Genomic DNA, 21,205 nt, shown 5'->3' with positions numbered 1-21,205 from the left:
GCTGATCGAGCGTTAAGCTACCGACCGGTACGCCCCATCTGTAAGCCGGTTCTGAGGAGGTCTCGGGTGTTCGCGCTGTATCAGCTCTCCGAGGAGCATGTGGCGATCCGCGAGGCGGTGCGTGAGGTGTGCGACGCCAAGGTCGCCCCGAACGCCGCCCAGGCGGACGAGACGAGCGAGTTCCCGCAGGCCAGCTTCGATGCGCTGCGTGCCTCGGACTTCCACGCCCCGCACATCCCCGAGGAGTACGGCGGCGCGGGCGCGGACGCGCTCGCCACCGCGATTGTCATCGAGGAGGTCGCCCGCGCCTGCGCCTCGTCCTCGCTGATCCCGGCCGTGAACAAGCTCGGCACCATGCCGCTGCTGCTGGCCGGTTCGGCCGAGCTCAAGCAGCGCTACCTGCCCAAGGTCGCCTCCGGTGAGGGCATGTTCTCGTACTGCCTCTCCGAGCCCGAAGCGGGCAGCGACGCGGCCGCCATGACAACCCGGGCAGTTCGTGACGAAGATCACTATATTCTCAACGGCGTGAAGCGCTGGATCACCAACGCCGGCGTCAGCGAGTACTACACCGTCTTCGCCGTCACCGAACCCGGCATCGGCGCCAAGGGCATCTCCGCGTTCGTCGTCGAGAAGTCCGACCCCGGCGTCAGCTTCGGCGCGCCGGAGAAGAAGCTCGGCATCAAGGGCTCGCCGACCCGCGAGGTGTACCTCGACAACGTGCGCATCCCCGCCGACCGGATGATCGGTGAGCCCGGCACCGGCTTCGCCACCGCCATGCGCACCCTGGACCACACCCGGGTCACCATCGCCGCGCAGGCGCTGGGCATCGCGCAGGGCGCGCTGGACGCGGCCCTGGACTACGTCAAGGAGCGCCGCCAGTTCGGCAAGCCGATCGCGGACTTCCAGGGCGTGCAGTTCATGCTCGCCGACATGGGCATGAAGCTCACCGCCGCCCGCGAGCTGACCTACGCCGCCGCCGCCCGCTCCGAGCGCGGCGACGCCGACCTGACCTACTTCGGCGCGGCCGCCAAGTGCTTCGCCTCGGACGTGGCCATGGCGATCACCACCGACGCGGTCCAGTTGCTCGGCGGCTACGGCTACACCAAGGACTTCCCGCTGGAGCGCATGATGCGCGACGCCAAGATCACCCAGATCTACGAGGGCACCAACCAGGTCCAGCGCATCGTCATGGCCCGCCAACTCCTCAAGGGCGTCATCTGACCGCCCCGCCTGCGGTAACTCTTGAAGAGTCGCGCCCTCCGAAGGCTTCGGAGGGCGCGACTCTTCAAGAGTTGTGCGAGGAGTGTCGGCGGCTCAGCCGACGACGAGGCGTTCGCCACCGAAGTCGGCGATGATCTCCATGCGGCCGCCGAGGGCCTCGATGTAGGCGGCGAGAGTGCGTAGTTCGCTGGTGGTGACCTTGGCGCGCTCGATGGCGGAGACACGCTCCTGTCTGACGTGCATCCGTTGGGCCACCTCGGCCTGGGAGAGCCCGAGCCGCTTGCGCATCTCGACCAGGCGGGTCGCGCGGCTCACGTTGATGAGGTGCTCCGCGCCGGCCTCGACCTCCGCCCGATCGGCCTGATCGGGGAAGAACTCGGTGAGGAAGCCGTCCCGGTCATAGCCAGAGGTGCTGGTCATGCCTGACCCCTCTCTTTCAGGTAGGTGCCGTAACGGGCCTCGGCGACGGGGATGTTCTCGCGATACCAGGCGTTCCGGTTTCCTGCTTTGTCGCCGGCCACCAGCAGGACGGCGTTTCGTGCCGGGTCGAAGACGAACAGGATCCGGATCTCTGTCGTACCGCTGGAGCCTGGCCGCAGCTCCTTGAGGTTGTGCGGGGCGACGGACAGCCGCCGGCCCTCCTCTGCCGTGCGTCAGGCGATGCGGTAGGCGCGGAGGATGGTCTCCGTCACCGTGTTGCCCGCCGTGTCGGCGGCCGTCAGCCGAAGCGAGACGAAGCCCGCGCGCTTCGGGTGGCTGATGAACGCGGTGCCCCAGAGCACCGGCAGCCGTGTCCACGTCCGGCCGTCGTCGTATGAGGCCTCGACGCCCAGCCGCCCGCAGGGCGCGGACGAAGCGTGCCGGTCCAGCACGACGGGGATGGCCATAGTGCGGCCCGCCCGTGCGGTGTTGGTGTCGTCGAGTGCCGGTGTCGGGCGGACTGTGGTGAGCGGGAAGCGCTCCGGCGCGGAGGTGTGGGCCGAGGCGAAGGTCCACGCCACCGAGACACTCGTGGACAGGGTGTCCGGCGCGCCGCGGGTGACGGTCGCCTCCAGCCGGTACGCGGCCTTGGCGGCGGGCACCGCGAACTCGGCGTACATGCCCTCGGCCGTGCCGATCTCCTTGCCGTTGCGGAGCAGCCGCATCCGGACCTGAAGATCGTCCCGCCCGACGGGCCGGCCGGACGCGTCGGCGAACATGGCCGGCTGGACCGTGATCACGTCGCCGTCCCGGCCCGCGTACCCCGTCGGCGACCAGGACGGGGCGTCGAGCACCGTCGGCCCGAACGGAGCCGCGTTCCAGGTCTGCTGGTACGTCCGGCCCGGCTGGTAGGTCGACTCCTGGATGGTGGAGTTCCCGCCCTCGACGAAGGTCGTCGTCCAGATGAGCCCGCCGTCGGTGTTGTAGTACTCGGTGGCCCGGAACGGCAGGTCGATCGCCGTGCTGGAACCGATCGGGCCCGGCCCGCCGATGGCCGCCGCGCGGTGGTGGCGCATCGCGGTCGCCGTCGCGGACTGGCTGCGGTAGACCGCCTTGACGGTGGCCAGGTTCGCCGGGGACAGCTTCCGGGCCAGGCCGGTGAACATGTCGCCCTTGCGCACATAGGCCAGGTCGTACGTGTAGGGGCTGTTCCGGAAGGTCCCGTCCGTGCCGGGGCGGGCGAGCCCGATGCCGAGCGTGACGGCGAACTCCGGCGCGGAGCCGGCAGGGCCGATCCGGCCGAAGAAGACGTCCTGGAACGACGTCCCGTCGAGCTGGACGCCGGGGTAGCGCAGCCCGTCGTCCCAGTTCGCGCTGAGGTGGATGCCGGTCGGCGCGGCGTCGCGCTGCGGCACGGTCAGCGCGACCGGCTTGGCCGTACGCGCGTCGAGCGCCTCGGTGACCGGCGCGTGCACGTCCAGGACCGGCTGCGCCAGCAGCGTGGACACGCTGCCTTCGTGGATCGTGCTGTACAGCGCGTACCGGCCCTTGGGCAGCCGCATCGTGCCGCCGCCCGGTGCTCCGGCCAGGGTGGTGAACTCGCCGGTGGCCAGGTTCGCCGCCACGGTCTCGTAGTCCGTGGCCGGCTTGCCGTCGCGCCCGGTGTGCGGGAGCCGGACGTCGTAGCTCTCGATCTCGCGGTTGAGCGCGAACGGGACGCGTACCCGCAGGTCCCCGGCACCGGTCGCGGTGATCGCGCCCTGGTAGACGCCGTCGGGGGCGTCGACGCGGGTGTCCACGATGACCGTCGCCTCGGCGCGGCCGCCGGCCGGTACGACCAGCGTGGCCGGGCTGACGGTGAGCATGCCCGCCGGAGCCGGGGCGACCGACAGCGTCAGCTCCACCGGCGTGCTGCCCGCGTTGCGGTACGCGATGACCTGGGTGAACGGCGTGTCGTCGGCGTGCGGCCAGCGCTGGACGGGGAAGTCGATGGAGCCGGCCTCGGCGGCCACCGGCTGCGCGACCGCCCGGCCGATGTCGAGCCGTCCCGCGCCCTGCTCGTAGAGGCTGTCGTCGCCGGCGGGCTTGGCCGAGTCCATCAGCGCGGCCTTGAGCTGCGGGCCGGTCCAGTCCGGGTGCTGCCCGGCGAGGATCGCGGCCGAGCCCGCCACGTGCGGGGTGGCCATCGAGGTGCCCGCCATGGGCTGGTAGCCGCCGCCGGGGGCGGCCGCGACGATGTCGACGCCGGGCGCGCTGATGTCGGGCTTGATGTGGTTGTCGCCGAGGCGCGGGCCCCGGCTGGAGAAGTACGCACGCTGGTCGTCGGCGTCGACCGCGCCGACGGCGAGCGCCTCGTCCACACTGGCCGGCGAGGAGACCGACTTCGGCTTGCCCTCGTTGCCGGCCGCGACGACGAACAGGGTGCCGTGCTGGCGGCTCAGGTTCTGGACCGCGGTCTCCAGCATGTCGAGTCCGGGCCGGTCGGTGTCACCGAGGCTCACGTTGACCACCTTGGCCTGGGCCGCCGCCCACTCCATGCCGGCGACGACGTCCGAGTCCTGGCACTTGTCGGTGGCGCACACCTTGCCGATGACCAGCTTCGCGCCCGGCGCCACCCCGCGATACCGCCCGCCCGAGGCGGCGCCGGTGCCCGCGATGGTCGACGCGACGTGGGTGCCGTGGCCGACGCTGTCCGAGGGGTCGTTCCCGCCGGTGAAGTCCCGGACCGCGGCGAGCTGCCCGGCGAAGTCGGGGTGGGCGGTGTCGATCCCGGTGTCCAGCACACCGACCGTGACACCCGTACCGTCGAATCCGGCCTGCCAGGCCGCGGGCGCGCCGATCTGGAGCACGCTGCGGTCGAGCGAGATCCGGCGCTTGCCGTCCAGCCGGATGCCGGTGATCCCGGTCGCGAGCGTGCGCCGCGACGCGGTGCCGCGGGTCAGTGACGACCAGAGGTTCGCCCGCTCGTCGAGGCCTGCCCGCACGGCCAGCGCCTGGGCGGCGGGCAGGTCGGCCCGCACCCGGGCGTCGGCCCCGGCGACGGCCGACTTGGCCTGGGCCGCCGTGTGCTGCGGGTACGAGACCAGCAGCGGCAGCTCGGCCGCCCGGTCGTCGTAGCCGTACTCGCCGAGCGTGGTCAGGTCGAACAGCCGCCGGTCGAGCCGCCCGTCGCGCAGCAGCGGCATCGCGTCGGCCGGGATGACGTACTGCCGGCCGCCCTCCCGGCTGCTCACGAACCGCATGCCGGCCCGCCCCGGCCCGCGCTCGATGTCGAGCCGGCCGTCCGGGTGGCGGGTGACCCGGTCCCCGGTGACCAGCGTGAAGATCGCCGGTGCGGCGCTGCCGGCGGGGCGCTGCGCCGCGTTCGCCTGGGGGACCGGCGCATCCATGGCCACCGCGTTCGCGGGCTGGGCCGTCAGGGCCGCCGCGAGCAGTGCGGTCGCCAGCGCCCCGGCCGTCAGTGCGTGTCGTTGCCGTCGTCGCACATCGTCCTCTCCGCCACCGGGTGTCTCCCGGGACGGCACGATGACGTCCGGCCCCGGACACCGGTTGATGGCGGGGGCGTGACAGTGGTCACAAAGCCGACCCCGGGTGGGCGGGTCGGTGACCCGGTCCGGGTTGCATGTCGCCGGTGACCACGGAACATGGGTTCGGGGGCACGGGTCAGAGCAGTGACGCCGAGGAGTTCGACGCCTTTTACGCCGCCTGTGCGGGACGCGTCGTGGGCCACGTGTACGCGCTGACCGGCAACCGCAGCGAGGCGGAGGACGCCGTCGCGGAGGCGTTCACCCGCGCCTGGCAGCGCTGGCCGGCGGTACGCGAGGCGGACAGCCCGGAGGCGTGGGTGCGCCGGGTCGCCTCCCGGATCGCCGTGAGCAGCTGGCGCAAGGCGTTCAACCGGATCCGCGCGCACCGCCGGGCCGCCGTCGACACGAGCGTGCCCGGACTCACCGAGGACCACGTCGCTCTGCTGCAGGCGCTGCAGCGGCTGAGCGCCGCCGAGCGGCGTGCCGTGGTGCTGCACCACCTGAACGATCTGAGCGTCGCCGATGTGGCGGCGGAGATGGGCAAACCCGTGGGGACCGTCAAGACGTACCTCGCCCGCGGCCGCCGAGCGATGGCCGGGATGCTGACCGAGGCGCATCAGGAGGAGACGTCCCATGGCTGAGCTGCACGACGACCTCACGTCGATCGTCGACGGCGTCCGTCGGGTCACGAAACTCCCCGCCGCGCAGGCGCTGCGCGAACGCGGGGACCGCCGTCGCCGTCGCCGTGCCGCCGTCACCGGTGCCGGACTGGTCGTGCTGGCCTTGGCCGGTGGCGCTGCCCTGTTGCAGGCGCGCGAGACGCCGCCGGTGGGCGTCCCCCCGTCGTCGGCTGTCCCGTCGGTGGCGGCTTCGGCGAGCATTCAGGACGTCCTGGCCGGCCGGCGGCAGGTCGCGATCGTCGTTCCGAGCATGGGCGGGGCCGTGCTGGCGATCGGCCAGGACGACGACCAGGTGCGGGCCACCACCAGGCAGGGCGTCGACGACCGTGCCCGGTGGATCCTGCGTCCCGAGGCGAGCCGGTTCCGGATCGAGCTGGCCGCGCCCCGGAATGGCGCCCGGCTCTGTATGACCGCCGTGCACGATGCCGCGCCCGGCAGCGTGCGCGGCCAGGCGTGCGACCCGGCGGCGCAGGCGCAGCTCTTCAAGATCGAGCAGGTCGCCGACGGGAGCTGGTCGCTGTTCCAGGGCAGGCGTTACGTCCAGGTCGTCGACGGCTCCGGCGCCCTGGTCCCCGACCTGCCCGAGAACCTGACCACGACGTACGAGTTCGCCGACCACGGACCGGCAGGCGGATGAGTTCGGCCTCGGATCACCGTGCCGCGCGGCGGGCGGTGTCGGCGCGGACCTCGTGGGTGGCGGCCAGCAGCGCGTCCGCGGCGCGCCCGAAGTAGTCGAACAGCACCGCCAGCTCCTCCGGCCGGTATCCCTGGAACACCTCGCCGAGCCGTTGCCGGGCGGGGCTCACGATGGGGTCCACGTCCAGCTTGGGCACGGGTTCGACCAGCACCCGGCGGCGGTCGGCGGGGTCGGCGACGCGGCGTACGTGCCCGGCGCGTTCCAGCCGGTCGATGAGCCGGGTGGTCGCGCCCGTGGTGAGGCCGGTGCGCTCGGCCAGCTCGCCCGAGGTCAGCCGGCCCGCGAGGTTGAGGGTGCTCAGCGCGGCCCAGTCGGTCGGGTGCATGCCCGCCGCGTCGGCCGCCGCCTGGGCGTGCGCGGTCATCGCGTCGAGGTAGCGCCGGAACGTCTCGTGCGCTCCGGGTGGCATGCCGGCGGGGGGCGTGGCGGCGGACATGGCGTGGCGGCTCCCTCTGCGCTAGTCTCTGCATGAGTGCAGATATTGCATACATGCAGTGTCTGTGTGTCCGGAGCCATGCTAGGCCCGGCCGACCATGGAGGAACACGTGAACCACCCCGACCGCACCGCCGACCTCGCCGCGATCGAGCGGTTGCTGGCTTCGCTCGCGCATGCCTGGGACAGCGCCGACGCCGACGCGTACGGCCGCGCCTTCACCGCCGACGCCAGCTACGTGACCTTCGTCGGCACCGTGTACCGGGGGCGCGCCGACATCATCGAGAGCCACCGTGCCCTGTTCCGGGCGTTCACCAAGGGCACCCGCCTGGCCGGGGAGACGATCTCCACCACGTTCCTCGGCCCGGACACCGCCGTGGTGGTCGGCCGCGGCGACACCTACAAAGGCGACCGCCGCCCCGCGCCGTCGAAGATCCAGACCTACACGCTGGTACGCGAGCCCGACGGCTGGCGGGTCGCCGCCTTCCACAACACCCGCCGCCGCTCGCTGATGGAGGCGATGCAGTTCCGCTTCGCTCCCGGCACCCGGCCCGCCGTCCGCTGAGGGCGAACGTCCGGTGCGGACGATCACGATTGACGAGACCATGCGACGGGTACCCGCCTGGCAACGTCAGCCGTGATGAGGAAGGCTCCCATGACACAGACCGAATGGGCCGCGGACAGCCGCGCCGCCGGGCAGGTCGTCGTCGCGACCTACGACACCTATGCCGAGGCGGAGCGGGTCGTCGACCACCTGTCGGACAGCGGGTTCCCGGTCGAGCGCACCGCGATCGCCGGTCGCGGGCTCAGCCTGGTCGAGCAGGTCACGGGGCGCATGACGATGTGGCGCGCAGGGGCGAACGGCGCGGTGAGCGGGGCCCTGCTGGGCATGCTGTTCGCCTGGGTCTTCGGCTTCTTCAACTGGATCACGCCGCTGATCTCGCTACTGCTGCTCGTGCTGTACGGCGCGGGGTTCGGCGCGGTCGCGGGCGGCCTGTTCGGCCTGGCCGGGCACGCGCTCACCGGCGGCCGCCGCGACTTCTCCTCGGTGTCGGCGATGCAGGCCGACCGCTACCAGATCCTGGTCGACGCGGCCGCCGCGGACGAGGCCATCCGCCTGCTCGACGAGGTCGCGCAGAAATCGCTTACTGACCAGGGTCACCAGGTCGACTGAGAGCCCATGACCGAGACTGGTGAAAACGCTTTCTATTGGTCTAGACTCCGCGACCATGCCAGTCTTCCGTGTCACGCCGGACGCCCTCGAACTCGACGGCAAGCCGTTCCAGGTGCTCTCCGGGGCGATCCACTACTTCCGGGTGCTGCCCGAGCAGTGGGGCGACCGGCTGCGCAAGCTGCGCGCGATGGGTCTGAACACGATCGAGACCTACGTGCCGTGGAACCTGCACGAGCCCCGGCCGGGCGAGTTCGACTTCGGCGGCCGGATCGACCTGGGGCGCTTCCTGGCCGAGGCCGCGGCGGCGGGCCTGTACGCGATCGTGCGGCCGGGGCCGTACATCTGCGCGGAGTGGGACAACGGCGGCCTGCCCGCCTGGCTGCGGGCCGCCGAGGAGATCCCGCTGCGCTGCCACGACCCCCGGTTCCTGGAGCCGGTCGACCGGTTCTTCGACCGGCTCGTCCCGCACCTGGTCGAGCACCAGGTGACCCGGGGCGGCAACGTGCTGATGGCGCAGGTCGAGAACGAGTACGGCTCGTACGGCTCGGACCGGCGCTACCTGCGCCACCTCGCCGACGGGCTGCGCGCCCGGGGCATCGAGGTGCCGCTGTTCACCTCCGACGGCCCGACCGACCTGATGGTCACCGGCGGCACCCTCGACGGCGTCTACGCCACCGCCAACTTCGGCAGCCGCCCGGCGGAGCGCTTCGCCGACATGGCCGCGCTGCGCCGCTGGCCGTCCTTCTGCATGGAGTACTGGAACGGCTGGTTCGACCACCACGGCAAGGACCACCACGTGCGGCCCGCGGCGGAGGCGGCGGCCACGCTCGCGGAGATGATCGACGAGGGCGCGTCGGTCAACCTCTACATGGCCCACGGCGGCACCAACTTCGGCTTCCTGGCCGGGGCCAACGCGGTCGGCGAGCACCTCGACGACGTGTACCTGCCCGACGTGACGTCCTACGACTACGACGCCCCGCTGAGCGAGCACGGGGCGCTGACGCCGAAGTACTGGGCGTTCCGGGAGGTGCTCGGGCGCGGGGCGGAGCTGCCCGACCCGCCGTCGGAGCAGCCGAAGACGCTGCCCGCCGGCCGGGTCGAGCTGACCGGGCGCCTGTCGCTGCTGGACTGCCTGGACGTGCTGTCCACCGGCACCGTGCACAGCGCCGCCCCGAAGACGCTGGAGGAGCTGGGCCAGGCGTACGGGCTGGCCGTCTACCGGGCCCGTGTTCCCGGGCCGCGGAGCGGTCATCAGCTGCGCGTCAAGGGCCTGCGCGACCGGGCGCAGGTGCTGGTCGACGGCTCGCCCGCCGGCGTGCTCGACCGCAACGGCCCCGCCGCGCTGCCGCTGGAGATCGCCGGCGCCGGAGCCGACGTGACGCTCGTCGTGGAGGCGATGGGCCGGGTCAACTACGGCCCGCTGGTGGGCGAGCGCAAGGGCATCGTCGGCGGGGTCTTCCACGGTCAGCAGCTCGTGCACGGGTACGAGATCGATCCGGTACCGCTCGACGACGTCTCGGTGCTGCCGTGGGGGCGCGAGACCGGCGCGGCCGGGCCGGTGTTCCGCCGCGGTGTGCTGCGCGTCGACGACGTGCGCGACGGCTTCCTCGCGCTGCCCGGCTGGCACAAGGGCTACGTCTGGGTCAACGGCTTCAACCTGGGCCGCTACTGGGAGCGGGGCCCCCAGGTCACCCTGTACGTCCCGTGGCCGCTGCTGCGCGAGGGCGACAACGAGATCATCGTGCTGGAACTGGACGCCGAGCCCGCGCACCCCGTCGTCGAGGTGCGCGAGCAACCCGACCTGGGCCCCGCGACCACCTACATCGCCTGACCCGGCTCTGTCAGGACTCGACGAGCGGGGTGTCGACCAGGTGCTCGGCGAGGAACCAGGCCTGCAGCTCGCCGGTGCGGATGACGTCGGAGACGAGCAGGTCGTTGGTGCCGTCGTCGCCCATCTCGTCGGCGCGTTTCGCGGCGTCGTGCGCGGCGACCAGGATGGCCTCGTGCGCCTCCAGCAGGCGGGAGATCATCGCGGGCACCTCCTCGACGCCGTCCGGCGGGCGCGGGATGACGGTGATCTCCGCGACGTGGCGCGGGTCGCCGATCGCCACGCCGCCCAGGGTCTGCACCCGCTCGGCGATGGCGTCGATCAGTTCCAGCTGCTCGCCGGCGTGCTTGTCGAGCAGCAGGTGCAGCTGGTAGAACGTCGGTCCGCGCATCAGCCAGTGGTGCTTCTTGTAGAGGCTGTAGAGGATCTGCGAGTCGGCGAGGCACTGGTTGAGCCGCTCGCACGAGTACATCCGGGCGTCGTGGGACAGGCCCACCGGGAGCTGGCGTACGGTGCCGTACTCCTGGATCTGCTCGCCCTTCCGGTGCAGCATGGGCTGGCTGCCGCGGGCCGCGGCGGACTTGGCGGGCGACTTGGTGGTGGGCATCGAGGTTCCTCTCGTTCCGGCCGCGCCGGCAGTTGCGGGCACAGGCTTGTGACCAGCAGAGATGCCGCCCCGATGGGTACGCGGCACGCCGTGGCCAGTCTTTCAGGAGCGGCCTAGGGCGGGCTGGCGGTTGCCGAAGTCCGCCACCGTCGCCGCGCTCTTTGGGCGGAATTTCGGCGATGCCCGGCTCCGCCCCCGCGCGCGGAGTAAGGATGTCCGCATGGCGGCAGAGTATGAGCAGGGCACCCCGAGCTGGGTAGATCTCGGCAGCACCGACCTCGACGGTTCGGTGGCCTTCTACGGGCGGCTGTTCGGCTGGACCGACGAGGATCTCGGCCCCGACGCCGGCGGCTACCGGATGTTCCGCAAGGACGGCAGGCAGGTCGCGGGGCTCGGCCCCGCCACCGACGTGGGCCGGGGCAGCTCGTGGACCACGTACTTCGCCGCGAACGACGCCGACGACATCATGGCGAAGGTCGCCGAGCACGGCGGGACCGTCGTCGTGCCGCCGATGGACGTGATGGGCCAGGGGCGGATGGCGGTCTTCACCGACCCCGAGGGCGCCTTCTTCTCCGTGTGGCAGCCGCTGGCGTTCGCCGGGTTCGAGCTGGCCAACGAGCCGGGCAGCGTTACCTGGAACGAGCTGATGACCTCCGACATCGACGCCGCCAAGGTGTTCTACCGGGAGGTCTTCGGGGTGGGCATGCGCGACGTGTCGATGGCCGAGGGCATGACGTACACCCTGCTGGAGGCCGAGGGCCGGCCGGTGGCCGGGGCGCTGCCGATCGACGCCGCGTGGGGCCCGATGCCGCCGCACTGGTCGGTGTACTTCGCGGTCGACGACTGCGACGCGGCGTACGCCAAAGCCCTGGAACTGGGCGCGACCAAGGTCATGCCGCCGGAGGACTCGGCCGCCGGGCGGTTCGCCATCCTCAAGGACCCGCAGGGCGCGACCTTCTCGATGATCAGGAACAATCCCGATTTCTCCATCTGAGAACACTCAGGGGTGAGGCACTTCGATGGCTATCGTGTCCGCATGGCCGTGCCGCGACTGTCAATCGTCATCCCGATGTACAACGAGGAGGCGGTCCTGCCCCTGCTCGTGAGCCGGTTGCGACCGGTGCTCGACGGGCTGGGCCAGGCCTACGAAGTCGTCGCCGTCGATGACGGCAGCCGCGACGCCACCGCCGCCATCGTGACCCTGCTCCGGGCGAAGTGGCCCGAGCTGCGACTGGTCCGGCTGCGCCGCAACGGCGGGCACCAGGCCGCGCTCACCGCCGGCCTGCACCGCTCGCGCGGCGACTACGTGGTCACCATCGACGCCGACCTGCAGGACCCGCCCGAGACCATCACCGAGATGCTGCACCTCGCGCAGACGCAGGAGCTGGACATCGTCTACGGCGTACGCGGCGACCGGGCCAGCGACACCCTGTTCAAGCGCGGCACGGCCAACCTCTACTACCGGCTGATGCGGCACATCGTCGGCAACCGGATGCCGCTGGGCGCGGGTGACTTCCGGCTGCTCAGCCGGGCCATGGTGGACGCGCTGCGCGAGCTGCCCGAGCAGGCCCCGGTGTACCGCCTGCTGGTGCCGTGGCTGGGTTTCCCCAGCGGGCAGGTGCTCTACACCCGGGAGAAGCGGGCGGCGGGGACCAGCAAGTACCCGCTCGGCAAGATGATCAACCTGACCGTCGACAGCATCATCAGCTTCACCGCGGCCCCGCTGCGGCTGGGCATCTGGCTGGGCGCGTTCGGCGCGCTGGCCTGTGTCGTCGCCGCGGCCAAGGTGCTCGTGGCGTACTTCCAGGGCACCGTCGTGCCCGGCTGGACCTCGCTTTCGCTGGTGGTGCTGTTCCTGGGCGCCTGCCAGCTCATCTGCCTGGGCCTGCTGGGGGAGTACGTGGGCCGGATCTACCGGGGCGTCCAGGCTCGGCCGGCGTACTACGTCGGCGAGGACTCGCTCGCCGGAGCCGACAGCGGGGCAGGCCACACACCCGGGCCGCTGGACGAGCCCGACCCTCGGGACGAGCCGGTGCGCCCGCGCCGCGCGGCGGTGTCCGCCGACGCGGCCGGCACCCGCTCCCGCGGCTGATCGACGCAGGTCGGTCCACGCAGGACGGTCGCCAGAGGCTGGATCTCCTGCGACGCTTAGGAAATCTAACTGTTAGGTCTCTTGACTGAAACGCGCTCCCGCGTGAAAGTTCGCATGGACGAACGATGGGAGTGCATATGCTCAGAACTCTGCTCCGCCCGGGCATCGCCGGGGCGGTCGCCCTGGCCCTGGGCGCCGGCTTCCTGGCCGCGCCGGCCTCCGCCGGTGGCGCCCCCAAGCCGGACGCGCCGAAGAAGGTGATCTCCGCCTACTTCACCAACTGGTCCGTCTACGGGCGGGGTTACTTCGTCAAGGACATCCCCGCCGACAAGCTGAACGTCATCCAGTACGCCTTCGGCGTGCCGACGTTCAACCAGGCCACCGGGGCCGTCGGCTGCGACGTGCTCGACCCGTGGGCCGACTACCAGCAGGTCTACTGGGGCCCGGAGAACACCGTGGACGGGGTCGCCGACACGTACCCCGGCCAGAACGTCTACGGCAACTTCAACCAGCTGCGCAAGCTCAAGGCCGCGAACCCGCACCTGAAGATCGAGATCTCGCTCGGCGGCTGGACGAAGTCGACCTGGTTCTCCAGCGTCGCGAAGACCCCCGAGCGCCGCCAGGCGTTCGTGACGGCCTGCATCGACACGTTCATCAAGGGCAACCTGCCGACCGGCGGCTGGCCCGAGGACGCGGGCGGCATCGGCGTCGCGAAGGGCATCTTCGACGGCATCGACCTGGACTGGGAGTACCCGACGGCCAAGGCCGACAGCAACGTCGACTACGGCCCGGAGGACCGGCACAACGCGACGCTGCTGGCCAAGGAGTTCCGCCGCCAGCTCGACCTGCAGGGCAAGGCCGACGGCAAGCACTACCTGCTGACGGCGGCGCTGCCCGCGGCGACGAGCTCGACCAAGTACTACGAGCTGCGCGAGTTCTCGAAGTACATGGACTGGGTCAACATCATGACCTACGACTTCAACGTGCCCGGCGGCTCCGTGGCGGGCCCGAGCACCCTGTTCACCCGCGACCCGCGCGACCCGAACGCCGACGACTGGACCTGGAACACCGTCGGCACGGTGGGCTACTACCTCGCCCAGGGGGTGCCCGCCAACAAGATCGTCGTCGGCGTGCCCTTCTACGGCGTGCAGTACATCCGCAACGCCGACGGGCTCTACAAGGCGTTCGACAACACCGGCATGAACCCCGACTCGCTGGTCTGGGACTCCAAGCCGCAGCCGTCGTACCACGACCTGGTCGACGTGTCGGGAATCCTGTCGCCGTCGGGCACCGCGACCAGCGGCTGGACCCGCAAGTGGAACCCCTTCGCCGGGGAGCCCTACCTGTGGAACCCGGCGGCGGACCACGTGCTCGCGACCGGCACCGTCACCGCACCGACCACGATCGTGTACACCGATCCGAAGTCGCTCGCCGAGCGTACCGCGCTGATCAAGCTGCTCGGCCTGCGCGGCGCGATGGCGTGGGAGCTCAGCCAGGACTCCGACGACAACGCGCTCATCAACGCGCTGAACCCGGTCCTGAAGTAGGTCACGTCCCCGGCGTGGCCGGCGAACCCGCAGCGGGATCGTCGGCCACGCCGGGCTCACCCTCGAGCGGGATGCTGCCGGGCGCCCACAGCTGCGCCTCCTCCAGGATCGCGCCGTAGAGCGTCGTGAGCCTGTCGACGTCCTGCCGGGCGAAGCTGAACCGGGCGAAGATGTCCTCGCCCGCGGCGTTGAAGGTCAGGTCCAGTGCCGCGGTGTCGTCCCAGATGATGACGCCGATCGCCTGCGCGGCCCGGAGCCTGCGCAGCGGAATGGTGTGGACCTCGATGCCCAGCGCCTGCTGCTCGGCGGCGATGCTCTCGTGCCGCGCGGTCCACCGCTGGTAGATGAAGATGCGTTGCGTATTGAGACCGCCGCTGCTGTTTCGCTGGTGCAGCCGAAGGTAGCGACGCCCCGCGCCCGAGGCCCAGAAGTCGAGTTCGCTGTCGGACGTCGTCGCCCGTAGCGACGTCTGGGCCGCCGCGGTGAGCTCGCGCATGAGCTTGTTCGCGGACTCGCCGTCCCGGGGCACGTAGAGCCCGCGCTGGAGGTCGGTCAGCAGGTAGCCGCAGTCGTCGAACGCCTTGCGGGCCAGCACGACGACCTCGGTGTTCCCGTAGGCCGTCTCGATCTGGCGGAGGTGCCGCAGCATCCCGTCGAGAACTTCCGGCAGCCAGGAGACCTGCTCTATTCCGGCGACGATCCTGTTCCGCCGGACCTCCTCGACCTCCGCCTTCTTGCTCTTGAGGAGAAGTTCGAGTTGCAGTGCCACGGTTATCCCGGTGAGGCCGGCGAGGGTGGCGATGCCCGTCGACACGTCGGTCTTCAGGTAGAAGAACGTGCTCAGGCCGGCCGACACGAAGACACCCAGGGTCGTGGGCAACCACTGGGGGATCCGCGTGCTGAGCCTTCTTCGCGTGCCGTGCTCGCGGGAGTGGACGTGTGCGGGCACGAACGGCGACGCCTGACGGGCCGAGGGGGTCATGGCCTGACTCTGCAGGAAGGAATCGATCGATGGCCATCGTGCGGACAGTCGCGGAACGCGGCCAAGAGGCCATGTTCCGGGCGGCGCTCGCCGGGTGCCCCGAGGGAGCCCGTCAGGCTTTCCGGGTCGCCGATCCGGGGTTGTCGCCACCACCATCGGTTCCGGTCGTTAGACTTTTTGCAGCAGCCGTAGTCGATCGATGCAGAGTAGTTCTGCAACCCTTGACACGGCCGACCCGATCCTGTCTGCTCAGTCCGGTGTAGCGCGCCTTTGCTCTACCGTCGAGCGTTGACGTCTGGAGACCCAAGAACGCTGGGCTGGAATGGTGGCCGTTCTCATCCCTCTGACCGTCGGCCACAGAGAAGAGTGCGTGGAGTGACGTGAGCCCCGTGGCCGGCACCGCCCTCGAACCCGATCATGCTGCGGTTCTGGACGGCGTCGATCAACTGGCTGCGGGCCGTTACCGGAGCGAGCTGGACGAGTCCGGTCTTCTCGACGTCGACGGTTTCATCGACGAGTTCGACGAACTCGACGAGGGGCATTACAACGCCGACTTCGACTGGGACGATTTCAATCCGGATTCCTACCGGACGCACAATTATCTGAATCTCCGTGACGACGACACAGAGATCATTCGAATGGTCGGCGCCTTCTTCGGGAAGTTCTTCGAGACTCCGCCGCTGGCCGGGCTGCGCGGGCTCGACGTCGGCAGCGGGGCGAACCTTTACCCGACCATGGCGATGCTCCCGTTCTGTGACGCCATCGACCTGCGCGACTTCTCTCGGTCCAATGTCGCCTGGCTCAAGCGCCAGGTGGAGTTCTACGACAACCATTGGGATGCCTTCTGGGACGCGTACGGCGGTGTTCCGGCTTACGCGAGGCTGCAGAAACCGCGCCATCGGATGCGCAAGGCGGCGCGAGTCGACCGCATGAACATCTTCCGGCTGCCGGAACGCGCATGGGACATCGGCACCATGTTCTTCGTGGCCGAATCGCTCACCCGCGATCCTGGTGAGTTCTGGCAGGCCACCATCAGCTTCGGCCGGGCACTGCGGGTCGGCGCGCCTTTCGCCGCGGCGTTCATGGCCGACTCGGAAGGCTATTGGGTCGGTGACACCTACTTCCCGGCTGTTGCCGTTGATCTCGCAAAGGTGGAAGACTGCCTATCGGTGGTGGCGCATAAGCTGACCTTGACCATGGTGGAGACCGACTCTCCCTTACGTTGCGGATACGGCGGCATGATCCTCGCGACGGGAGTGGCGCGCTGAACTGACAGGACGGTGGTCGGACCCGTATGAAGATCCAGCCACGTCAGCAGCTCCTCGACATCTGGCGATCAGCCGCACGCGCTTCATATGTCAACGGCGAATGGGCCTGGGGCGGCCAGGGGGACTGGGATTCGGTCCAGGACGCCGAACAACTGCTCTGCATCATGCTTCCCGCGACGGAGATCCCCCGGTTTCGGCTGGACCGGCCCGACCAGACCGAGGACGATGTCGCGGCGGCGCTTTCCGTGTTCGGCACCAAGCTGCAGATTCCGCAGGTCCTGGTCGACGCGCTCACCAAGTTCCACCTTCGGTATTCGGTGAACGGTCGGCCCATCTTCCCCGGCGGTTCCTACCTCGCCTCGGCGACACCGGACGAAGACCTGGCCAAGGAGCATCTGTCCCTCGACGTGGTCGAGTCCTTCGCCTCCTCGATCACGCTGACGCTGGCCACGCTCGGGTTTGCCAGCATCTATCGCAGCTCGCTGAACAACAAGCAGCAGCTCGAGGAGCTCGACAGCCTGGTGCAGCTGGCCAGCCGCCGGCTCACCGCCGCGATGGTGGGCCTGCTGCGCAGCTTCACGGTGTTCACCTTCGACGCGTCGTCCCCGGACGGCAAGCACCTGATCCGTACGATCAACCAATCGAATCTCTCCGCGAATCGCATCGTCGGGGAGTTGCGGCAGGCGCTCCGGCAGATCATCGCCGGACTGCGCGAGCTCAGGGTCGGCAACGAGGAGTTCACGGAACTCGATCAGCCGCAGATGCTGTTCGAATGCGGCTGGTCCTGGGGCATCATCACCGGTGCCCCGCAGATCCCGTTCATCGGAGACGCCGAGCCTCAGCGCGACGGATACGCCCAGAACGCGCCATATCTCTATTTCACCGTGCAAGCCCTGGACGGCATCGCCGACCTCTTCTCCGCGCGCACCCGCCTGCTGCGGCTGCTCGACGACGAGCAGCTGCGCCTGGCGGCCGCGCTTCAGCTGCGCTGGGACCTGACCCAGAATTACTGGTCGGCCATCGCGAGTTACGGCGACGCCCGGTGGCCACTCGAAGATCTTCCGTGGCGCACCACCGACGGCGAGGAGTCCGACTACTTCAGCCTTCTCGTGATCTCGATCGCGACCCGCGGCCTGGTGGAACACGGCGGGAGCGAGCTGGGACTGAGCCGGCTCGGCCGAGCTCTGGAAGAACTGGCCGCGCGGGCGCGTATCACCCGGCGCCCGATCGCGAACGACACAGCGGTCGACCTGCACTACCCCGGAGTGGCCATCGCGCTCGAAAGCAGCCTGGCGGACGTGAAGCTGAACTGGGTGGCCGCGGACTTCGCGCCCCTGCTGCTGAAACGCATCATCCGTATCGCGCGTTACCTCAACAACGTGCAGTTGCGCGGGGAGATGCTGGTCCTCGCCGACGGCGTCTGGGACCACCTCCTGAAACGGCGCATCGTGACCGGCCAGGGCCGGGGGCTGTGGGACCACCCGGAGCGGGGTTTCAGCGAGGTCCTGCTCGATGACGGAGACGGCCGGCTCAGCTGGCACCACACGGTGCGCGTGGTGGAAAGCCTGGTGTTCGCGGCCGACCTCGCTGACACCCACCCGTTGCGCAGCGACGAGATGGTCGGTCTCGCCAACGAGCTGCTCGCCGAGGCCGAACACCTCTTCGACCGTCAGCAACTGGTCGCCTCGACCGATTCGGGCTCGAGCATGCGCAACGCGCTGCAGGCCATTCGAGCCAGGCTGCGCCACGCCCGGGAGATCATCGATTACCGGCCGGGAACCAGTTTCGCCTTGATCTGCGACGTGTTGCGCGAGCTGGACGGTCTTGCGGAGGCGCGTCGTGACGTGACGGGAGCGCCATAGGTGCTGGTATTCGCGACTTCCGACAAGGGCGGCACCGGGCGCTCCGTGACCAGCAGCAATCTGATCTATCGCCGGGCGCTGCAGGGCAGCGACGTCTGCTACCTCGACTTCGACTTCGGTTCGCCGACCGCCGGTGCGATCTTCGCCGTCAACGACGTGGCTCGCGGAGCACCGGCCGGCGGCCTCCACTCGTACCTGCGGGGCAAGGTGGGCGGCCCGATGCGGGTGGACGTGTGGAGCGAGTCCGACCGGCTCAGCCTGCGGGGCCGGCCCGACGGGGCGGGCCAGCTGTGCCTCATTCCGGGTGACAGCGGCGGAGCCGAGTTCGCGGCCACCGGCGAGATCATCGACCGGTGCGCACAGCTGCTCCTGCGGGTGGAGGAGGAGTTCGACATCAGTCTGGTGGACCTGAGCGCGGGCCGGTCGTACGCCACCGAGATCGTGCTGGCGGCGCTGACCGCGCCGCAACTGCGCGGGGTGACCGCCCGCTGGCTGGTGTTCCACCGCTGGACGCGACAGCACGTCCTGGCAGCGGCGGGCCTGGTGTACGGGGAGCGCGGCATCGTCGACATGGGCGCTCGGCGCGGCCATGACGCGGACCGGCTGCGCGCCGCCATCCGGTTCGTGCGCACCGCGGTGGTCGACCCCCGCTCGGAGGAGCTGTCGGGCCTGCGGGCGACGCAGGTGGGATGGTTGCAGGAGATCAACCGGGACCTGCAGCACCTGGCGGGCGCGGAACGGGTCGGGCAGGCCTTCACGCTCGGCTCGGTTCCGCTGGACCCGGTGCTGCAGTGGCGCGAGCAGTTGATCTCCGACGCCGACACGGTGACGAAGCAGATCGCCAACGCGGCCACGGTCGAGGCCTTCGAACTGATCGCCAAGCTGCTGACCGAGGACGCGGCGTGGAGGTCCCCGTGACCGAGCTGGAGGTCGTCTACGACGAGTTCAGCGCGACGCTGAAGATCGAGGAGGTGGCGCTGTCGCACCTTTCCATCGAGCTCGGCCACCTCTACATGGACGACTTCAAAGCCGGCTACGGGCGCCTCCGGGAGCTGTTCGCCCGGGTGCGGCCGTGGGCGCAGGCCGCCGGTGACGCGTGCCGTGCGACCTGGGGACCCAAGGCGCGGATCAGCACGTGCTTCCTGGTCGACGACTACTTCTCCCCGTTCGGCTCGCCGGCCGAGATCGTGCCGATGCTGCAGCGTGCCGCACACGAGTCCGGACTGACGATCGACTACCTGGCACGCGAGTCGGCGTGCGCCCGCGCGGGCGCGGTCGAGCCGGCGCGGCTGGTCGAGGACCGCCTGGTGTCGGAGCCGCCGCGGCAGACCACCGGAGCCCGCCCGCCGGTCACCGAGACCGGCTGGTTGAGCAACGGCCAGCGGTCCCCCCACGTCGGTGCTTCGCTCGAGGCGATGGAGACGGTGCCGGAATGGCAGCCGCCGAGGCAGAACGCGGTCAACAACCACTCGATCTTCATGGATGTCGAGTTGTGGGATGTGCAGCGCGGCGAGCGCCGCTGGTCCTGCCCCATGCTGGCCGCGGTGTGGCAGCTCCTGCGGCTGGGTCTGCTGCGGCACGAGGGTCAGGCGGTGGCGACACCGCAGGATCGGCCTGACCCGCTTCCGGCTGCCTGGTCGGAGCTGCCGCCGGTGTCGCGCCTGGAGCCGCGGGCACGCCCGTTCTTCGCGTACCGCACGTTCTCCGTGCTCGACACACGTTTCCTGCCGGTGGAGCACGCGGTGCGGACCATCCTCGACCAGGTCTCCGTCGACCCGGTGGTCAACGGCCAGGTGCTCGCGCGGGCCGCCGCCGAGCATCGCCCGCTGTCCGCCGACATCCTCACCCGCCTGAACTACGTCTTCGTCGAGGGCGCCGCCGCGCCGCTCAGGTGAGCGGCGCGGCGACCTTCCACAGATCGTTGAACCGGTCGACGTTGCGCTGCACCTTCATGGGATTGGTGACGAGTTGCGTGCTCGCGATCGTGGCCCGGTTCGTGTCCGTGACCGGCGCGGACGGCGACGTCTGGTAGCTGACCACACCGTCGAAGACGATGAAGTCGCCGAACGGCGGGATGAACTGGCGCGGGAACCGCGTCGGGTCCAGCGCCCGTACCTCGATCTCGATGTCGTGGTGCATGCCGATGACCCGCCGGAAGTGCTCGTCGTCGACCAGCTCGGACCGGTCCAGGATGAAGATGCGGCGTACCCGGACGTTGCGCCGGATGGCGTCGCGCTGCGCCTCCAGGTAACGCTGGCCCAGATCGCTCTGCCACAGGCTGCCGTCGAAGTAGTCCTGGCCGCCGACGTCCAGGGTGGTGCTGATCGCGTCGAGGCTGTGGTTGACGTGTTTGGTGAGCCCGAGCAGCCAGTCCCGGTCCTCGCCGTCGTAGGTGAGGTCACCCGAGTCGCCGAGGGTCTTCAGCATCTCCGACAACCGCTGTATCTCCGCCTGGGCGAGATCGAAGACCAGTTGCGGGCTGGGCTTTATCCGCACCGAGTTGCCGACCAGCTGGGTGATCGCGTCGGTCTGCATCGCCGACGCCTCGACCAGGCTGAACAGGTGTGTCGCCTCGCTGATGCGCTGGAAGCCCTCGTCGATCCGCGACTCGTTGTCCGCCGAATGCTGTGCCAGCTGGTCCTCCAGCTTGTCGAGCCGGCGTTCCACGTCGTAGAGGAACTGGACCACGAAGGTGACGCCGGCGACGAAGAGCGACGCGCCGAAGCCGACCAGCACGTCCGGATGCGTGCCCAGGGCCTCGAACAGGTACGTCGCCAGGAAGGTGATGCCGAAGGCGACGAGACTGACCAAGATCTTCGTGGGCGTACGGTTGGAGCGGTCCTTCTGGCTGGCCATGGTTCCCCCTG

At 70.2% G+C, this 21,205-nt stretch carries 19 protein-coding genes and 1 pseudogene; 13 read left to right on the top strand and 7 right to left on the bottom strand.

Going from position 1 to position 21,205, the window contains the following annotated elements; genetic code table 11:
• The first annotated feature begins 66 nt into the window (after nucleotides 1–66).
• The gene (locus tag Cco03nite_RS06275; RefSeq protein WP_373314214.1) at nucleotides 67–1,221 is read left to right on the top strand and encodes an acyl-CoA dehydrogenase family protein; all 1,155 of its coding nucleotides are present in this window, start codon (nucleotides 67–69) and stop codon (nucleotides 1,219–1,221) included.
• A 93-nt stretch (nucleotides 1,222–1,314) separates the two neighbouring features.
• Here the strand turns inward: Cco03nite_RS06275 and Cco03nite_RS06270 are convergent, their stop codons facing one another.
• From Cco03nite_RS06270 to Cco03nite_RS06260, 3 genes and pseudogenes are all read right to left on the bottom strand, one after another.
• Nucleotides 1,315–1,641, bottom strand: coding sequence for an XRE family transcriptional regulator (locus Cco03nite_RS06270; RefSeq protein WP_203689515.1), 327 nt, complete (start codon nucleotides 1,639–1,641; stop codon nucleotides 1,315–1,317).
• Nucleotides 1,638–1,832 (bottom strand): annotated as a pseudogene (locus Cco03nite_RS06265) (type II toxin-antitoxin system RelE/ParE family toxin); the annotation flags it as partial. The pseudogene Cco03nite_RS06265 and the gene Cco03nite_RS06270, both read right to left, overlap by 4 nt.
• A gap of 42 nt (nucleotides 1,833–1,874) precedes the next feature.
• Complete coding sequence (locus Cco03nite_RS06260; RefSeq protein ID WP_203689513.1) at nucleotides 1,875–5,126, bottom strand: S8 family peptidase; 3,252 nt, start codon at nucleotides 5,124–5,126, stop codon at nucleotides 1,875–1,877.
• A gap of 146 nt (nucleotides 5,127–5,272) precedes the next feature.
• Between Cco03nite_RS06260 and Cco03nite_RS06255 the strand changes: the two genes are divergently transcribed.
• The gene (locus tag Cco03nite_RS06255) at nucleotides 5,273–5,809 is read left to right on the top strand and encodes an RNA polymerase sigma factor (protein ID WP_239167160.1); all 537 of its coding nucleotides are present in this window, start codon (nucleotides 5,273–5,275) and stop codon (nucleotides 5,807–5,809) included.
• The gene (locus Cco03nite_RS06250; RefSeq protein WP_203689509.1) at nucleotides 5,802–6,485 is read left to right on the top strand and encodes a hypothetical protein; all 684 of its coding nucleotides are present in this window, start codon (nucleotides 5,802–5,804) and stop codon (nucleotides 6,483–6,485) included. The genes Cco03nite_RS06255 and Cco03nite_RS06250 overlap by 8 nt, the downstream gene beginning before the upstream one ends.
• Nucleotides 6,486–6,498: 13 nt before the next feature.
• Here Cco03nite_RS06250 and Cco03nite_RS06245 read toward each other — a convergent pair whose 3' ends face one another.
• Entirely contained in the window at nucleotides 6,499–6,981 is a 483-nt protein-coding gene (locus Cco03nite_RS06245; protein ID WP_239167159.1) for a MarR family winged helix-turn-helix transcriptional regulator, read from the bottom strand.
• Nucleotides 6,982–7,090: 109 nt separating this feature from the next.
• On the opposite strand from Cco03nite_RS06245, the gene Cco03nite_RS06240 reads away from it, so the two are divergent.
• The 3 genes from Cco03nite_RS06240 (at nucleotide 7,091) to Cco03nite_RS06230 (ending at nucleotide 9,983) form a co-directional block, all read left to right on the top strand.
• Complete coding sequence (locus tag Cco03nite_RS06240) at nucleotides 7,091–7,543, top strand: SgcJ/EcaC family oxidoreductase (RefSeq protein WP_239167158.1); 453 nt, start codon at nucleotides 7,091–7,093, stop codon at nucleotides 7,541–7,543.
• A 90-nt stretch (nucleotides 7,544–7,633) separates the two neighbouring features.
• Complete coding sequence (locus Cco03nite_RS06235; protein ID WP_203689499.1) at nucleotides 7,634–8,152, top strand: YflT domain-containing protein; 519 nt, start codon at nucleotides 7,634–7,636, stop codon at nucleotides 8,150–8,152.
• Nucleotides 8,153–8,207: 55 nt separating this feature from the next.
• A complete protein-coding gene (locus tag Cco03nite_RS06230; RefSeq protein WP_203689497.1) occupies nucleotides 8,208–9,983 on the top strand; it encodes a glycoside hydrolase family 35 protein in 1,776 nt (591 codons plus the stop codon).
• Nucleotides 9,984–9,993: 10 nt separating this feature from the next.
• On the opposite strand, the gene Cco03nite_RS06225 is transcribed toward Cco03nite_RS06230, so the two are convergent.
• On the bottom strand, nucleotides 9,994–10,587 hold the full coding sequence (locus tag Cco03nite_RS06225; RefSeq protein WP_203689495.1) for a Dps family protein: 594 nt from the start codon (nucleotides 10,585–10,587) through the stop codon (nucleotides 9,994–9,996).
• A gap of 220 nt (nucleotides 10,588–10,807) precedes the next feature.
• Here Cco03nite_RS06225 and Cco03nite_RS06220 point away from each other — a divergent pair, with 220 nt between their 5' ends.
• The 3 genes from Cco03nite_RS06220 to Cco03nite_RS06210 all read left to right on the top strand — a co-directional run bounded on the left by Cco03nite_RS06220 (nucleotide 10,808) and on the right by Cco03nite_RS06210 (nucleotide 14,226).
• A complete protein-coding gene (locus Cco03nite_RS06220) occupies nucleotides 10,808–11,581 on the top strand; it encodes a VOC family protein (protein WP_203689493.1) in 774 nt (257 codons plus the stop codon).
• 42 nt (nucleotides 11,582–11,623) lie between these two features.
• On the top strand, nucleotides 11,624–12,679 hold the full coding sequence (locus Cco03nite_RS06215) for a glycosyltransferase family 2 protein (RefSeq protein ID WP_203689491.1): 1,056 nt from the start codon (nucleotides 11,624–11,626) through the stop codon (nucleotides 12,677–12,679).
• 137 nt (nucleotides 12,680–12,816) lie between these two features.
• Nucleotides 12,817–14,226 (top strand): glycoside hydrolase family 18 protein, encoded by a 1,410-nt coding sequence (locus Cco03nite_RS06210; RefSeq protein ID WP_203689490.1) that lies wholly within the window; start codon nucleotides 12,817–12,819, stop codon nucleotides 14,224–14,226.
• Between the two features lies 1 nt (nucleotide 14,227).
• Here Cco03nite_RS06210 and Cco03nite_RS06205 read toward each other — a convergent pair whose 3' ends face one another.
• Nucleotides 14,228–15,208: a hypothetical protein gene (locus tag Cco03nite_RS06205; RefSeq protein ID WP_203689488.1), complete on the bottom strand. Its 981-nt coding sequence runs from the start codon at nucleotides 15,206–15,208 to the stop codon at nucleotides 14,228–14,230.
• 380 nt (nucleotides 15,209–15,588) lie between these two features.
• On the opposite strand from Cco03nite_RS06205, the gene Cco03nite_RS06200 reads away from it, so the two are divergent.
• Genes Cco03nite_RS06200 through Cco03nite_RS06185 form a run of 4 tightly spaced genes read left to right on the top strand, consistent with a single transcriptional unit; the run spans nucleotide 15,589 to nucleotide 20,233 of the window.
• Entirely contained in the window at nucleotides 15,589–16,476 is an 888-nt protein-coding gene (locus Cco03nite_RS06200) for an SCO2525 family SAM-dependent methyltransferase (protein WP_203689486.1), read from the top strand.
• 26 nt (nucleotides 16,477–16,502) lie between these two features.
• Nucleotides 16,503–18,338, top strand: coding sequence for an SCO2524 family protein (locus tag Cco03nite_RS06195; RefSeq protein WP_203689484.1), 1,836 nt, complete (start codon nucleotides 16,503–16,505; stop codon nucleotides 18,336–18,338).
• A complete protein-coding gene (locus tag Cco03nite_RS06190; protein ID WP_203689482.1) occupies nucleotides 18,339–19,256 on the top strand; it encodes an SCO2523 family variant P-loop protein in 918 nt (305 codons plus the stop codon).
• On the top strand, nucleotides 19,241–20,233 hold the full coding sequence (locus Cco03nite_RS06185; RefSeq protein WP_239167157.1) for an SCO2522 family protein: 993 nt from the start codon (nucleotides 19,241–19,243) through the stop codon (nucleotides 20,231–20,233). Before Cco03nite_RS06190 ends, Cco03nite_RS06185 begins: the two co-directional genes overlap by 16 nt.
• On the opposite strand, the gene Cco03nite_RS06180 is transcribed toward Cco03nite_RS06185, so the two are convergent.
• Nucleotides 20,226–21,194, bottom strand: a complete 969-nt coding sequence (locus Cco03nite_RS06180; protein WP_203689480.1) for a phosphatidylserine/phosphatidylglycerophosphate/cardiolipin synthase family protein — start codon at nucleotides 21,192–21,194, stop codon at nucleotides 20,226–20,228. The genes Cco03nite_RS06185 and Cco03nite_RS06180 overlap by 8 nt on opposite strands.
• Between the last annotated feature and the right edge of the window lie 11 nt (nucleotides 21,195–21,205).

Source organism: Catellatospora coxensis (genome assembly GCF_016862635.1).
Classification (GTDB): Bacteria; Actinomycetota; Actinomycetes; order Mycobacteriales; family Micromonosporaceae; genus Catellatospora; species Catellatospora coxensis.
This window is presented reverse-complemented; position numbering and strand designations above follow the sequence as displayed.